The organism is Lewinella sp. (assembly GCF_050633125.1).
In the GTDB taxonomy this organism is placed as follows: domain Bacteria; phylum Bacteroidota; class Bacteroidia; order Chitinophagales; family Saprospiraceae; genus Lewinella.
Genome location: NZ_JBOEFX010000026.1, coordinates 97,590 through 112,359 on the forward strand (window position 1 = coordinate 97,590; position 14,770 = coordinate 112,359).

Annotated in this window: 12 protein-coding genes; 5 read left to right on the forward strand and 7 right to left on the reverse strand. The window is 46.6% G+C overall.

Features of this window, described 5'->3' with window-relative positions; genetic code table 11:
• Window positions 1-36: 36 nt before the first annotated feature.
• Window positions 37-768, forward strand: a complete 732-nt coding sequence (locus ACRBG0_RS08265) for a hypothetical protein (RefSeq protein WP_431486430.1) — start codon at window positions 37-39, stop codon at window positions 766-768.
• An 81-nt stretch (window positions 769-849) separates the two neighbouring features.
• Here ACRBG0_RS08265 and rpmA read toward each other — a convergent pair whose 3' ends face one another.
• From rpmA to ACRBG0_RS08280, 3 genes are all read right to left on the reverse strand, one after another.
• On the reverse strand, window positions 850-1,548 hold the full coding sequence (rpmA, locus tag ACRBG0_RS08270) for a 50S ribosomal protein L27 (protein ID WP_431486431.1): 699 nt from the start codon (window positions 1,546-1,548) through the stop codon (window positions 850-852).
• Between the two features lie 38 nt (window positions 1,549-1,586).
• The gene (rplU, locus tag ACRBG0_RS08275) at window positions 1,587-1,895 is read right to left on the reverse strand and encodes a 50S ribosomal protein L21 (RefSeq protein ID WP_020535832.1); all 309 of its coding nucleotides are present in this window, start codon (window positions 1,893-1,895) and stop codon (window positions 1,587-1,589) included.
• 181 nt (window positions 1,896-2,076) lie between these two features.
• Window positions 2,077-3,387, reverse strand: coding sequence for an HlyD family secretion protein (locus ACRBG0_RS08280; RefSeq protein ID WP_431486432.1), 1,311 nt, complete (start codon window positions 3,385-3,387; stop codon window positions 2,077-2,079).
• Window positions 3,388-3,600: 213 nt separating this feature from the next.
• Here ACRBG0_RS08280 and ACRBG0_RS08285 point away from each other — a divergent pair, with 213 nt between their 5' ends.
• Together ACRBG0_RS08285 and ACRBG0_RS08290 are read left to right on the forward strand one after the other, a co-directional pair.
• Entirely contained in the window at window positions 3,601-6,393 is a 2,793-nt protein-coding gene (locus ACRBG0_RS08285; protein ID WP_431486433.1) for a DEAD/DEAH box helicase, read from the forward strand.
• 9 nt (window positions 6,394-6,402) lie between these two features.
• Window positions 6,403-8,247 carry a hypothetical protein gene (locus ACRBG0_RS08290; protein ID WP_431486434.1) on the forward strand — a complete coding sequence of 615 codons (1,845 nt, stop codon included), beginning with the start codon at window positions 6,403-6,405 and terminating at the stop codon, window positions 8,245-8,247.
• A 54-nt stretch (window positions 8,248-8,301) separates the two neighbouring features.
• Here the strand turns inward: ACRBG0_RS08290 and ACRBG0_RS08295 are convergent, their stop codons facing one another.
• The 4 genes from ACRBG0_RS08295 to ACRBG0_RS08310 all read right to left on the reverse strand — a co-directional run bounded on the left by ACRBG0_RS08295 (window position 8,302) and on the right by ACRBG0_RS08310 (window position 11,410).
• The gene (locus ACRBG0_RS08295; protein ID WP_431486435.1) at window positions 8,302-8,733 is read right to left on the reverse strand and encodes a hypothetical protein; all 432 of its coding nucleotides are present in this window, start codon (window positions 8,731-8,733) and stop codon (window positions 8,302-8,304) included.
• A gap of 129 nt (window positions 8,734-8,862) precedes the next feature.
• Complete coding sequence (locus ACRBG0_RS08300; protein ID WP_431486436.1) at window positions 8,863-9,447, reverse strand: hypothetical protein; 585 nt, start codon at window positions 9,445-9,447, stop codon at window positions 8,863-8,865.
• 153 nt (window positions 9,448-9,600) lie between these two features.
• The gene (locus tag ACRBG0_RS08305; RefSeq protein WP_431486437.1) at window positions 9,601-10,170 is read right to left on the reverse strand and encodes an NUDIX domain-containing protein; all 570 of its coding nucleotides are present in this window, start codon (window positions 10,168-10,170) and stop codon (window positions 9,601-9,603) included.
• 94 nt (window positions 10,171-10,264) lie between these two features.
• Complete coding sequence (locus tag ACRBG0_RS08310; RefSeq protein WP_431486438.1) at window positions 10,265-11,410, reverse strand: cystathionine gamma-synthase; 1,146 nt, start codon at window positions 11,408-11,410, stop codon at window positions 10,265-10,267.
• 786 nt (window positions 11,411-12,196) lie between these two features.
• Between ACRBG0_RS08310 and ACRBG0_RS08315 the strand changes: the two genes are divergently transcribed.
• Together ACRBG0_RS08315 and ACRBG0_RS08320 are read left to right on the forward strand one after the other, a co-directional pair.
• Complete coding sequence (locus tag ACRBG0_RS08315; protein WP_431486439.1) at window positions 12,197-12,880, forward strand: LolA family protein; 684 nt, start codon at window positions 12,197-12,199, stop codon at window positions 12,878-12,880.
• Between the two features lie 278 nt (window positions 12,881-13,158).
• Window positions 13,159-14,652, forward strand: a complete 1,494-nt coding sequence (locus tag ACRBG0_RS08320) for a GH3 auxin-responsive promoter family protein (protein ID WP_431486440.1) — start codon at window positions 13,159-13,161, stop codon at window positions 14,650-14,652.
• Window positions 14,653-14,770 lie beyond the last annotated feature (118 nt).

The window sequence follows — 14,770 nt, forward strand, 5'->3', positions numbered from 1 at the left end:
TCGCTTGATTTGTCAGAGTATCTAAAAAATAAAACAATGAATTACTTATCCTACCTCGGATCAATGATCCTTTTTTTGAGCTTACTATCCTGTGATGAGGAAAACTACCTGGATATTGAAACCAATTATGACACGGAGTTTTTACAAATAAAAGGTGCGTACCAAGGCCCCGACGAGGCCAGTTTTGTTGACTTTCAGATTGATATTGGTACGCCGAATGATAGTACCATCTTAGAACAATACTTCTATTGGAACGCAGATGTATCCGAAGGCGAGCTAGGGCCAACCTTGATCGTTGGTGCTTACACCTCCCTGTCTACAATTGATCCTGTCAGTTATTTTGGGCTGCAATTCTGGTCCGACCAGTTACCTGCAACCCGGAAATGGACCAGCGAAGAGTTGGAGCAGTTTTTTGCCCCTGGTAATGTTTTTGAATTGGGCGAGGGCCCAGGCTTGGTGGATGTTTCTTTTCGTTATCCTGGTGTTGACGACTTTGGCTCTTTAGACGATATCTCTTCTAAATCCAGTTTCCTGGAAAACCCTGTTGGCCAGTTGACGGTCACTAAAGTTGAAGAATACAAATTTGAAGGCACAAGATTAGCCGCAAACAGGGGGACAATTTATGATGGAAAGCTGATTTCGTGCATAGTCAATGCAGAAGTAGGACTAAACCGTAGCACACCGAATTGGAGAAACACGGCGTCGTTGGCTACAGATGAAGTAGTTGCATTACAGGAGGTGGAGCTTACTTTTTTTGTGAGTTATTAATAAAAACACATTAAACACAAAAGCCCTCGCTGCCAATGGCAACGAGGGCTTTTTTATAGTAGCAATTAGCGCTAAGCTAACTTACTTATCTTCTGGTTCACGGCCACCATCAAGGTGATCCTGGTAAGCTACAAGCTCGTCCCATTTGCCATCGGCAGCAAGGCGTGCCTGCTTGGCCCATGTAGTAGGCTGGTGCATACGGTAGCGTGGTCCGGCTTCGTCGAGGATGCCTTGTACGGTTTCCGTAGCTGCGTTAGCTAGGTCTTCCCAAGTCTTGATGCCACCGTCGTGTAGTAGGCCTTCGATCTTAGGACCGACACCTTCTACCATCTTCAGGTCATCTTGCTTGATGCTTTTACCGTTTGGTAATTCAATTTTAGCGCCCGCTTTTTTAGGAGCAGCTTTCTTTGGTGCTTCAGCCTTAGGAGCTTCAGCTGCTACAGAACGTGCTTCAGCTACAGGAGCTGGAGCAGCTTTTTTAGCTGGAGCTTTCTTTACTGGAGCAGCAGGTGCTTCAGCTACTGCATCGGCAGGAAGAATGCTTACGTAAGTACGGTTAGAACGACGCTTGCGGAAAGTTACCGTGCCGTCGATCTTAGCGTGTAGGGTAAAATCTTTCCCCATGTATACGTTATCACCAGGATGGTACTTGGTACCACGCTGACGAACGATGATGTTACCTGCGATAGCGTTTTGACCTCCGAATAGCTTAACGCCAAGTCGTTTACTCTGACTGTCGCGTCCATTGTCGGTACTACCTACACCTTTTTTATGTGCCATGGTTTAATGCTTTTTAGATGAACAATGATGCAACCGACTTAGCCGGCGATGCTGTCTATTTTAATTTTGGTAAAATGCTGGCGGTGACCATTCTTGACGCGGTATCCTTTACGGCGCTTCTTCTTGAATACGATCACTTTGTCGCCTTTCTGGTGGCCTAATACCGTAGCATTAACCTTGGCGTCCAAAACCGGCGTGCCAATCGAGGTGTTACCGTCGTTGTTGATCATTAAAACCTGATCAAACGACATCTTATCACCTTCGCTTGCTTCTAGCTGGTGGACGAAGATCTCCTGACCTTCCTCAACTTTGAACTGTTGACCAGCTATGGTTACGATTGCGAACATTAGTAGTTGTTTGTTTGAAAAATTTCCTAACGGGCTGCAAAGATAAGCTTTACTTTGAAATTATTAGCGTTTCTGTTACTTTTTTTGTTAGTAGGTTGGTGGTGCTTATTCCCCTTCGAGGTTTACCCTGAGGGCGCAAAGCAGTCCACATCTTCCTACGGCCTTTTGCCGAAAGTCAGGCTTATTCATTTCTCGCCACTTCCCATAAATGATCAAGCAGCCGCCTGAGTAGGCTTTTGTTCTCGCTAAGTAAGATGGCTTGGGCGCGCATTTGTTGCCGAGGTTGCAATGTTATACCATAAGAAGTACGCAGACTATCTGGGAGCCCCAAGACCAAGCGATAGCTTCCTTCTCCTTCTGCATTTGCAGCTAATGCTATTTGCTGTACTTCTGCGCGGACCTGTCCAAATTCGCGGCTAGGGTAAGCGTCCAACTCCAAGTAGGCTTTAGCTCCGGGGAAAATTTTACCGCTGGCTATTTGTGGGAGCAGCCCCTCGGCAAGGTATATGCCTGTGGTATCGGCTGGAACAATACCCATGACGACCTCGTGGGGAGATACAAAAAGGCCGGGGTAGATATTTTCGTAGAAAGAAATACTGCCGCTTTGCGTTGCTCGCAGCAAGTAAAGTTCTTGCCATTCGTAAAGCTCTTGCTGCAGAAGGCGCAACGAAGCCTGCCATCTTAGCCAGCGTTCCATGATTTGGTCGCTGACATTTTCACCGAGCGCGAGGCGGCTTTCGCGTAGTTCAGCTTCTCGGTTCCGGCTTTCGATCAACCTATTTTCTTGTTGTTTTATTTGCCTTTCCGAGCGTAAATAATTGGTAGCAGCTTGATCTACTTCCAGTTGGCTGGCTGCTTCTTTAATGAAGAGTTCCTCATATTGATCCAATTGGTTGCGGGCAATTGCTGTTTCTAACTCCTGGGTTTCCAGTTGTTCCTGAAGACTGGTTTGCAGTTTTTTTATCTCTTGTAATTGTTTCGCTATTTCCCGGGCGCGTGGACTATTGCTCTGCCGTTGCAGCCAATAATCAATTTCTGTACTAAGGTTTTGTAATTGGGTATAAGTACGCCCCATGGCACCCAGCTTAAGGGAGGAAGGAAGAACAACGGAAGGGATGTCCAAAGGGCTGGAAAAGGGCGTTAGGTTAGCAATCAATTCCTCCATTTTCAAAACATCTTCCAAATCGGCAGGATTGTCGAGGGCGATTAATAACGCGTTGGTTTCTACAAATTCTCCTTCTGTTACAAGAACCTGGGCAACAACACCTTCTGTGCGCGTAACCACCGGTACAGGAGGAGCTCCCGATGTGATGATCACTTCCGTCGTAACCTTATCAGGATAGTTGACCCAACTGGTAAACAGCAGCAGCAAAGCAAAGAACACTACAATCACCCCACTACCCCAATACAGCATCCAGCCGGCAGGACGACCAAAAATGGCCAATGTATCCTCGGCTGGTTCAAGTGGAGGCAAAGAGGGGCGAGCGGGCATAAAGAATAATATTTAGTCCCCGTAAGATAAGTCAATTGTATTGCGTAAAAAACAAATTGAGCCTTCTTTAGGTTTTCAAAACAGCTAAAACGCTTAAAATGAAACGCTTAGCCCTCTACTCAGAAAACGAATACTCAATTTGTTTTTGTGCTGTTTTCTACCCTGTTTTTTTACGTTATTTTTGCACCATATGTAAATTTAGTTACCCAAAGAATGGATCCCAAGTGGTTGAGTGCCCTCAGGCAAGAACAAGCGGTAAAACGGAAAAAGAAAGCGACACAGTCTTCTGCTGATTTCCATTTTCGGTTATATAAAGAAGAGCAAGGAATCGCGCTACGAGTCGTCGATCCTAATGGAGCAGAAGTAGAAATAGATTACAATGAGAGCGTCGGCTACGAAAGGCAGCTGCTCAGCACTCTGCATCAATTAAAGCAACAGCAGGATTTTGTGATTGATTGGGCACAACCCAGTAACAGTATTTTCCTACATGAGCACCCCTACCTGCTAGCATTGTTGCGGCATTGCCCCCGATTGGAAAACGAAAAAGGGGAAAGCATTACTTTCTCAACAGCTAAGGGGCGGATGGTTTTTCAACTTGACCCCAAGGAAGATGACCAGCTAGAGGCCAGGCACTTCTTGATTGTTAATGAAAAGCGCCATGCGAATTTTGTGATGCTCACCGAAGATATGGTGCTTTGGGAGCAGCAAATTATCGAAGTCTCTCCCCTTGGTGGTGGCTTTGCCTTCCTTTCTGTTTTTAACACCACCATTAATAAAGCCGATGAGGTTTTCTTCTTGTCTCTCTATTTTAGCCAAATTGACAATATAAAACTGGTTTACAATCAATACGAGCTTCATCAAACCGAGCAGCTCATCGAAGCAGAGCCTTGTCTAGTATTCGAAAAAATCGACGTTGATCAAAGTCTCTATTTGAGGGTAGGCCAAACGCTGCCACATATTGACATTGACCGGATGCAGGATTATCCCTTGGTTCGCTATGCTCAGGTGAATGAACTGGAGAAAAGAATCACGCTGCGTGTGATTCGCCAAAATCAGTATGAAGATTTACTCTACTCCATGGAGCGGATGCTGCAAAAAGGGCGAGGTAAGCAGCAATCCTTCTTTCGGGAAGATAACTTGTTTGTATTGGAGCAGGATTGCGCCAGCACCTTTATCACCGAAAACCTCCCGAAGTTGTTGCAAAGCTACCGCGTATTGGGAGCAGAACAGCTGAAAGAATATAAAATCACGGTACAATCCCCGAAGGTAAGTATGCGCCTCAGTCACGGCATCGACTTTTTGGAAGGAGAGGTAGACATTGACTTTGGTGAACAAAGTATCGGGCTTTTTGATTTGCTGCGCCAATTTCAAAAACAACGCTACGTCGTTTTAGGAGATGGCACCACGGCGATTGTCGATGAACATTATGTGCGCCGGCTGGAACGGCTTTTTAAACATAAGGACAAAGAAAAAAAGACCCTGCAATTGTCGGTATTCGATTTGCCACTCATCGAAGATTTGATTGCAGAACAGACCGACCAATCTCCATTTAAGCGTTCGCGGGCTGTTTTTGAAGGTTTTGCTGATTTAGCAAAAAAGAAAACACAGCTACCTAAACTGAACGCTACCATGCGGCCCTACCAGAAATATGGGTTCAAGTGGCTGAACTATCTACGGGAGCAAAACCTGGGCGGCTGCCTTGCCGATGATATGGGCTTGGGGAAAACCCTACAAGCCATCAGTGTACTGGCCAAAGTTTACAGCAACCCGGAAGAAAAGCGACCTTCGCTGGTTGTGGCTCCTCGGAGTTTGTTGCAAAACTGGCGTAAAGAATGCGAGCGTTTTGCACCACAGCTCACCACCTACATCCACTACGGAACAGACCGAAACTGGGAAGCTACCGCTGGGTCGCAAGTTGTGATTACAACCTACGCTACGATGCGTAATGATATCAAAGACCTTAAAGACATTGATCTTTGTTATGTGATCCTGGATGAGTCGCAGAACATCAAGAACATTGAAACCCAAACCACCAGGGCTGTTTTGTTATTACAGGCGGATCACCGCCTTGCGCTCAGTGGTACGCCGATAGAGAATAATTTGGGAGAGTTGTATTCCTTGTTTCGTTTCCTCAACCCTGGTATGTTTGGCACGCTCAAGCAGTTTATGCAGGATTATGGCTATCCCATTCAAAGGGAAAACGATGCGGTAGCGACCCGTCATTTGCGTAAGAAGATATTCCCATTCATTCTTCGTCGACACAAAGAAGATGTATTGGATGACCTGCCCGACAAGGTAGAACAGACGCTGTATGTGGATATGAGCCCCGAACAAGCTCAGCTTTATGAGATGCGCCGCCGATACTATCAGGAGTTGATTGAGCAACAGGTAGCTAGCAAGGGAATTAACAAAAGTCAGTTTATCATATTTCAGGCCCTTAATGAACTCCGCCAGATAGCTACCATCCCGGAAAGCAAGACCAATGGCAAAGTGCAGTCGGCCAAAAAAGAATTGCTACTCGAACAACTTTGGGAAGTAATCGGAAATGGCCGTAAGGCACTCATTTTTGTCAATTTCCTGGCTGGCCTTGAGCTGCTGGGCAATGCGCTCGACGAGCAGGGCGTAGATTACGTAAGCATGAGTGGAGCCACCCGCAACCGGCAGGAATTAGTAGACCGTTTTCAGGAAGACCCTTCTTGTCGGGTCTTTTTGATGACGCTAAAAACCGGTGGCACAGGCCTCAATCTCACAGCTGCCAGTACCGTCTTTATCTATGATCCCTGGTGGAATGTCGCTGCCGAAAAGCAGGCCATCGACCGTACACACCGGATAGGCCAGGTCAATAAAGTCCATGCCTTGCGGCTTATTACAGTAGGAACCATTGAGGAGAAAATTCGACTTTTACAGGAAAAGAAACAAGAGTTATTCGATAATGTTATCGGTGCTGACGGCGCTGCAGCTAAGAATATTACGGCAGAGGATATCGATTTTATCTTAGGGAAATAGCCAGGAGAGATGATACAAGAAGATGGAAATTTAGGCTGGAAAACGAGTGATGTTGCAGAAGGTTTTGATGAATTGACTAAGAACGATTTGTCGCAAACCTTTTGGCGCTTGGCAGTGCCTTTCGTAAAAAAAGAGCGGAAGCTGATTTTGAGTCAGTTGCCTGCTGCTTCGGCTATCTATCGCGAGTGGGCGACTTATGGCAACCGCTCCCCTCAGAAATCTTTGATGATCAAGGTGTGTAGTTTGCCGTTCATGTCCAAGAGCTTGTATCAGCGTTTTGTAGCAACCCTTGACCCTGAGGTGAAGACCTTGATGGAATACCTGGCCTTGAAGGGGCCACTGAGTCATTTGATGATTGAGAAAGAACTGGCAATTACCACCTATGAAAAAGAATACCAGGAAGGTGGAATGCACCGTTACAATCGGCCGAGTATAAAACTACTGCCCCAGTTTCGTGTCTTACCCTACCGCGAGCCGTATAGTTATTATTATGGCAGAGAAGCTAAAATTGTCTTCCTGTTGCCCAAGCTGCTGCAAAAGATCGTCGCTATTCTCTCTTCGCCGATTGAGGCAAGGCTGCCGTCTTATCCGGAGTTGCCTGATAGTGCAAAAAAGATGAATGTCTTTTATGGGGAAGAGCTGATCTTACGAGAGTTGCCGGGGTTAATTATTTTCCTGAACAACAAGCGCCCTAAACTCAGTAAAAAAGGGCGCCCCAATGCTGCTTCCATCCGCGCTTTGGGTAAAAAGTTGGCACTTACGGAATTTTATCCGGCGACCAAGCAAAAGGAACTCATGCATATGCGGGCCAATATGCTGGCCAGCCTCTTGTTGCAGCTGGATGATTTGCCCAATAATGCAAGTCCGCCGGATTTGATCAAACATCTTTTTACGAAAACCTACCCCCAGCAATTTCGTTCCGCCCTGCATTTACTGACGTACGTTAATGGCGTTTCCAGCTTAAGAGCGCCCGCTTTCCGGAAGGTGGAGCATGATTCAGTGGAGTACTTTCAGCCGCTCTACGAACAAGGTTGGGTAGAGCATAAAGACTGGCAGCATCAAAAGGAGAGAACCGCCTACCATATTGATTTTGTTGAACCCAGAGAGTTGAACCGCTTAATGCTGGAGGTTCCAGGAGAATTTACAAGCAGTTCTTTTTCTACGACAATGGAGGTTGCTCCCTTTTACGGGCAGAAACTTATCCAGTGGCCGATCCTACGTGCGCACCTGTTCCTCTTTGCGGCCTGGGGGCTCCTTGACCTGGTGTGCGAAGAGCCCAATTGTAAAGGGATTGGCTACACCTGTGACAGTCCCTACGATGGCGTGAGATATATTCGACTTACCCCCTTGGGAGCCTATGTTTTAGGATACACAGATGAATACGAATCTGAAATCACGCAGCCCTTTGAGTTGGAACTCTCTGACGATGTTCTCTCCATTTTGCTAACTGCCGGCGACATGGAATTGGCCAGCCGTGCCATTGCATCTTTTGCGCGGCCCGTAGGCAGTAAACGCTTCCAGACCAATGCCGATATGTTTTTGCAAGACTGCAATACAGCAAAGGATTTAAAGCAGAAGATTGATCTTTTTAGCACCCTCTTTCCAGGTGACCTCCCCTCCAATTGGCAGACCTTCTTTAAGGAGCTTTCGCAAAAGGCCAATCCGCTAACCGAAGAAGAATTCCTCGTCTTTTCAATCAATCCCAATGATCAGAAGCTCTTGCAACTATTAGCTCAGGACGAAAAGATCCGGGAACTTTGCAGCAAGGCAGAAGGCTATCGTATACTGGTGCGAACCAAGGATTTTAAACGCTTACAGAAGCTATTGCGGGCTTATGGGTATTTGGTGGAGTAAGGGAGTTGCTTGCGTTGCATAGGCTGGAGAGTCTTTCACCGTTTCATCGGGATTTCATGGGTGCCGGAACCATTCTGTCAACCTGGTGAGGCTATCCTTCCCAATTTGCTGCAGACGCACATGGTCGGGCGATATTTCTTTTATTTTATAGATGATGTCGTCATGGGGAGGTTTTTTTTCGATTAATAAAACGGAGTCACTGAGGCGGATGGACCAGTGCCCACCCCCATACATCTTGCTTTTCTCGATGCCCCGATAAGTATAACTTGCGTCTGCACTCAAGAGGTGGTAACATCTATCATTGTCCAGCCCGGCAGGGTAGTCATTATGGTTCCACTTTCCTACTAACTGCTTTTCCAATATATTTCTATTGCCTATTTCTTTTAGTTTGGCTTTTTCTCGTTCTTCTTCGGTGGGCAAGAACATGTCAAGTAAAACCCATAATACAACGCCGCCGAGCAATACTAGTATTTTTGGAAGTTTCATACTTCGGTTTTTTCGATATTTGTGGGGCTGAATCAAGTTGAACATTTATCACCCCTGATGGAAGTTTTCGATAATGTCTATAGTATGAAAGCGCATTTCATCCGTTTGGCTTACCGATTAATTTAGGCTTTATTGAGTACCATCTTTTAAATATTTTTTATTCTCCTCCAACGCTAAGAAATCCGAATAGGATGCCAAAAGCGTCTGCTCTCCATCAATTACGTCCGCTAGGAGATAGGCGAATTTCAACATCACCTCTTCCTCTTTGTCGTTAACGTGCTCATAGGCAAAATCCGCAAATCTTTTTACTTTATCTGAAAGCAGGTTTGTTTGTAACTCAATATCTAACAGTTGCGAAATGAGCTTGAAATCAAGCAATTCGGCTTTGTTGGAGACGAAAAACCTTAAGCTTACATTCTTGATGGATGCGACTTGAAAGCCACCCGAATTTGCCACCAATTCACCGAGTGTCTGATCCTTTTCCTCTATTTGTTCTTCCAGGATTTCAAAAAGTTTGACATGTTTTTTTAGCACAGTATCTACCTCATTGTTGCTCAACCTAATTTCGTTTTCAATCGCCAAGAGTGTTTGTTCGATATACTTCTCATTGTCTTTTCTTTCTTTGTAATTACTTACTGAAACAGCAATCAATACCCCAAGGACCACGATGGCAATTTCCCGTAGAAATGAAACAATTTGGCTTCTCTTTTTCATTTTCTTTAGTTTGCTCACTAAAATTAGGCTTTTCCGGTATTCTGCACTTCTTTTTGAGGAGTTTGTACCACAAGGGCTTGCCCGAAAGTTGCGGAAATTTTTTTTTTTGACAAAATCTCTAAAATTGTCTCTTGAGATGAAAATACCTTCCCCCTAAACCACCCCATTCAACTTTGCATACTGCAACAACATAATGGTTTTCGCGTCCTTGATCTCGCCAGATTTTACCATCGCCATCGCCTGGTCGAGCGTATATTCCAGTACTTCGATGTCTTCGGTTTCTTCGGCCAGTCCGCCGCCTTCGCTTACTTTTTGGTGGGCTTCGTAGGCACCGATGAAGAGGTAAAGAATTTCCGTGACTGCCCCGGGCGACATATAAGCCTCCATCACTTTTTTAACCTCCTGAATGCGGTAGCCTGTTTCCTCTTCCGTCTCCCGGCGTACGCATTCGGCGGGGTCGGCCTCATCCAATAGGCCAGCACACGCCTCTATCATCATCCCGTCAGAATTACCGTTCAGGAAGGTGGGCAAGCGAAATTGGCGGGTAAGCAGCACGGTCGCTTGTGCTTTGTTGTACAAAAGTATCGCCGCGCCATTGCCACGGTCGTAAGCTTCACGTACTTGTTCTACCCATTCGCCATCTCGTTGCCGAAATTCATAGGTGTGCTTACGGAGAATGTACCAGTTGTCAGAGAGGAGTTCAGAGCGGTGATTGCGGATCATCTTATTGGAATTTCAGTGGACGCTAAAATAAATTTATTCAAAAAAAGAGGTTACCTTTTTCGTTGGTAACCTCTTCCTTTAAAGTTATGTTTTTTTATACATTTCTGAACGCTTCTTCCAAATCTGCGATCAGATCATCAACATCTTCCACACCCACGCTTAGGCGGATGAGGCTATCCGTTAGCCCTACCTTTAGGCGGTCAGCCTTCGGGATAGATGCGTGGGTCATACTCGCAGGATGGCCGATGAGGCTTTCCACACCGCCCAGGCTTTCCGCCAGCGTAAAGTAACGGGTGTTGGCCAAAACTTTATTAGCAGTCTCGAAGGTACCTTTAGGAAAATCAAAGGAAACCATCCCGCCAAAGTCTTTCATCTGTCGCTTGGCTAGCTCATGCTGTGGGTGGTCCTTTAGGCCAGGATAGTAGACCTTGCCGACCTTAGGGTGCGCCACCAGATATTTAGCAATCTTGCGGGCATTTTTACAAGAGCGTTCTACCCGTAAGTGCAAGGTTTTGATACCCCGAAGCATCAGGAAACAATCCTGTGGGCCAGGGATAGCCCCAACGGCATTTTGCAGAAAATACAACTGATCTGCAATCTTATCTTTATTGACAACCAGTGCTCCCATCACCACATCACTGTGTCCACCGAGGTATTTAGTAGCAGAGTGCAAAACGATATCCGCCCCCATATTCAAAGGGTTTTGAAGCACAGGACTGGCGAAGGTATTGTCTACACAAGTCATGATCCCCTTGACCTTGGCAATGGCAGTAACCGTTTCGATATCTACCAACTTGAGCATCGGATTGGTTGGCGTTTCAATCCAGATAAGCTTCGTATTCTTATTGATCTGCTTTTGGAGCTTATCAATGTTCCCAAGATTTACAAAATGAGTCTTGATACCATAGCGCTGGTGTACCTTTACCATCTGCCGGTAAGAACCGCCATAGAGGTCGTTCGTCGCGATGATTTCGTCACCAGGCTGCAGCAGGCGCATCACCGCATCCATCGCAGCTAGGCCACTGCTGAAAGTAATTGCGTGCTTACCGTTTTCCAGACGAGCCAGGTTGCGTTCCAAGGCTGATCGTGTCGGATTCTGTGTACGGGCATACTCAAAACCCTTGTGTTTACCAGGCTCTTCCTGAGCGTAAGTAGAGGTTTGGTAAATGGGCGTCATAACTGCTCCTGTAGCCGGGTCAGGAGAAAGGCCAGCATGAATGCACTTCGTTCCGAATTTCATCTTGCGGATATGTTCTAATGGCCACAATTTTAGGTTTTGTGACCACTACTTGATTAGGAATATACTATAGGGCCGCAAAGGTAAGAGGATTGGATTAGAATCTTAGAGCTTGCCTCACTATTTATCATGGGCCATGCCGGTAGTGGCGTTGCTGCGCACACGCCCCTACGGCACCAGGCTGTCTGGTCGCTATCGCTTCCGCCCATCCTCTTGTCCTTAGTCCCTCCGGGCCTCGCGCTCCGGCCTGCTGGCCTGCGCACTGGTTTTAGGGTGTCGATTGAGTTGGGCTGATCGTATCAACACGATCATACATTCAGGTGAGGCCAATCGTACCAGTGCGATCATACATTTGGGCCGCACCCTCAAAACCCAAAGTAGAAAATCGGAATTGGAAAACAGGAAGCTTTCACCGCACCTCGCACTCTGCCCGCACCTCGCACCCCAATCACACTTTCAGCGTGGAGCGAACAGCCGATCCCGCCGCATCCCGTTTTTTTCATCGGGAGCGGAGCAGCAGCGATAGTAGCGGTATGCATTGCTGCGCACTGCATGAGAGCGGATAGCGCGGTGGCCAGCCGCCAGGCGAGGCCAGCTGCCCACATAAACTAGCTTCTTGTTATAAAGACCAGTCTTTTGGTTTACGTAACTAATAACTTAGAAGAAGCCCCTCAAAATTGAAGCCCTTTTTTCTCCTGCATTTAGCAAAACATTAACGTTCTTTGTGTGTTCCAAACACCAATAAGCTGCGTCTAAAGGACGTTAAATGCTCGGAATAAACAACCCAAGATGACTATGTTTAAACAACTGATAATTACCAGCCTTGCTTTACTCTTTACCGTGAGTACTTACGCCCAAGATTATACCAAGACCGAAGACTCTGATCCGGAGGCACGCAAAATCCTGGATCAGGTACGGCAGAAATACGAAGCCTATTCTTCGATTGAAGCTGATTTTGCTTTGGACATTGAATTTCCAGAGCAGCCAAAAGAAACCCAGCAGGGTAAACTGGCCCGCAGCGGCGACAAGTACCGGGTAGAGTTTGGTGGTCAGGAAATATTCTCTGACGGCAATGCTTTGTACCTTGTTATGCACGGTAATCAGTCGGTGCAAATCAATACACTCCCTGCTCCTGGCGAGGATACCGGACTCCTGTCCCCACAGTCGATCTTTAATTTCTACGATAATGGTGAGTTTATTTATACCCTGATTGATACCCGCACCGAGAATGGCAAGGTGGTACATATCATCGAATTCAAACCCACCGATCGTAGCAGTGAGTATGCTAAATTGCGGATGTTGGTAGCCCGTGACAATAAGGAAATTGTAGAGGTAAAAGCATTTGCTAAAGACGGAAGCCGCTATACGTTCAAGTTGAAAAATGTAAACGCTAACAAGCAATTTGCCAGTGGTTACTTTGGCTTCAACAAAAACAAGTACCCCAGTTACTACGTAGAAGACCTACGTGACTAGGTCTCTTATTGCACAGAGAACTAAGTTCCATTTCTCTAAGGTTTTCAAATAGCCAGTACACTTAATGTGAACTATTTAGCTTGCTATTGAAAAAACGAAATAGAAATTTATTTTCGTGCTGTTCCTCGTTTTTTTACCTTTGTAAGGTGAGTTCCCGAGTACTGTAAGTGAACAGTATTCGGGATTTTTTCTTTGCCAATGGGCGATTCCCCGAGATCATTTTTTTTCAAAACCTGTTTTAGGTTTCTGCGATCTAATTACAAAACATTAACTCCTGTATGGCAGCCTGGAAATCAAAACTTACCCGCCCTTTTGCCAACTTGATTGCTAAAAGCATCGATCGCTGGTCTTCAGCACCTTTGGTAGCACAGGAATCCGTTTTTAGAGACCTGATGCGTGGTGTAGCACAAACCCGATTTGGACGTGATCATCAGCTTACGGCCAACACCAGCTACGAAGCCTTCCGCGAGCAGGTGCCACTGCGCGACTACGAAGACCTGAAGCCTTATATTGAGTACATCAAGCAAGGGGAAGAAAATGTGCTTTGGCCAGGTAAACCGGCTTATTTTGCCAAAACCAGTGGCACTACTTCGGGCGTGAAATATATTCCGCTGACGAAGGACAGTCTGCCCAATCATTTTGGCACGGCCCGTAATGCCCTCTTCAATTACTACGCTCGCACGGGTAAAGGCCAATGGATGGACGGCAAGCTGATTTTCCTTTCAGGCAGCCCGGAGCTGGAAGAGGTAGGAGGCATCAAAACGGGCCGCCTATCGGGAATTGTCAACCATCAGGTGCCGGCGTGGCTACGCACCAACCAACTCCCCTCCTACGACACCAACATCATTGAGGATTGGGAAACCAAGTTAGAGCGTATCGTTGCGGAAACACTCCCCGCCGATATGCGCCTGATCAGCGGAATACCACCCTGGGTACAGATGTATTACGAGCGGCTGCTGGAAAAAACCGGCAAAAAATACGTCAAGGATATCTTCCCAAACTATGACGTCTTTGTTTACGGTGGCGTCAATTTTGAACCTTACCGGGGAGCACTGGAAGAGCTGGTAGGCAAACGCCTCGACAGTGTCGAAACCTACCCGGCCAGCGAGGGGTTCATCGCCTTTCAGGATAGCCAGGCGGAGCCAGGGTTACTGCTAAATGTCGCCAGTGGCATCTTCTTCGAGTTTGTTCCTGCTGACGAAATTTTCAACGAGAACCCTACCCGCCTTTCCTTGGCCGAGGTAGAACTGGGGGTCAACTACGCCATCATCATCAACAACAATGCAGGCTTGTGGGGTTACAATATTGGTGACACGGTAGAGTTTGTAAGCACCCAACCCTACCGTATTAAGGTCACGGGCCGTATCAAGCACTTCATCTCCGCTTTTGGCGAGCACGTGATTGGCAAAGAAGTAGAGACGGCCATGCTGGAAGTTACCCAAGGAACAGAGGTTCGTACGACCGAATTTACGGTGGCTCCTCAGATTAGTCCGCCAGAAGGAGGCCTCCCCTACCACGAATGGCTGGTTGAATTTGAACACCCCCCCGCCGACTTGGACGACTTTACCCGCAAACTCAATGAAACAATGGTGGCCCAAAATATTTATTACCAGGATTTGATTGCCGGGGGGATTTTGCGACCACTTGTTGTTCGGCCTCTCCCAAAAGATGCTTTCCGCAACTATATGAAAACGCAGGGAAAGCTGGGTGGACAAAACAAGGTGCCTCGGTTAAGTAATGATCGGAAGATTGCGGATTGGTTTCAGGTTTGATTGTTGGATTGTTGGATTGTTGGATGGAAAACAAGGATTAGAGAAGCATAGTCGTGGCGTCGCAATGCGTCGCGACCTTGGCTCATATAATTCCGATTTCCCTCTTCCGATCTCCGAC

Excerpts from the sequence above, each read along its gene's own strand:
- ACRBG0_RS08265 (WP_431486430.1), top strand. The coding sequence starts at position 37 with ATGAATTACTTATCCTACCTCGGATCAATGATCCTTTTTTTGAGCTTA.
- ACRBG0_RS08315 (WP_431486439.1), top strand. The coding sequence starts at position 12,197 with ATGACTATGTTTAAACAACTGATAATTACCAGCCTTGCTTTACTCTTT.
- ACRBG0_RS08320 (WP_431486440.1), top strand. The coding sequence starts at position 13,159 with ATGGCAGCCTGGAAATCAAAACTTACCCGCCCTTTTGCCAACTTGATT.
- ACRBG0_RS08305 (WP_431486437.1), bottom strand. The coding sequence starts at position 10,170 with ATGATCCGCAATCACCGCTCTGAACTCCTCTCTGACAACTGGTACATT.
- rplU (WP_020535832.1), bottom strand. The coding sequence starts at position 1,895 with ATGTTCGCAATCGTAACCATAGCTGGTCAACAGTTCAAAGTTGAGGAA.
- ACRBG0_RS08295 (WP_431486435.1), bottom strand. The coding sequence starts at position 8,733 with ATGAAACTTCCAAAAATACTAGTATTGCTCGGCGGCGTTGTATTATGG.
- ACRBG0_RS08300 (WP_431486436.1), bottom strand. The coding sequence starts at position 9,447 with ATGAAAAAGAGAAGCCAAATTGTTTCATTTCTACGGGAAATTGCCATC.
- rpmA (WP_431486431.1), bottom strand. The coding sequence starts at position 1,548 with ATGGCACATAAAAAAGGTGTAGGTAGTACCGACAATGGACGCGACAGT.
- ACRBG0_RS08290 (WP_431486434.1), top strand. The coding sequence starts at position 6,403 with ATGATACAAGAAGATGGAAATTTAGGCTGGAAAACGAGTGATGTTGCA.
- ACRBG0_RS08280 (WP_431486432.1), bottom strand. The coding sequence starts at position 3,387 with ATGCCCGCTCGCCCCTCTTTGCCTCCACTTGAACCAGCCGAGGATACA.
- ACRBG0_RS08310 (WP_431486438.1), bottom strand. The coding sequence starts at position 11,410 with ATGAAATTCGGAACGAAGTGCATTCATGCTGGCCTTTCTCCTGACCCG.
- ACRBG0_RS08285 (WP_431486433.1), top strand. The coding sequence starts at position 3,601 with ATGGATCCCAAGTGGTTGAGTGCCCTCAGGCAAGAACAAGCGGTAAAA.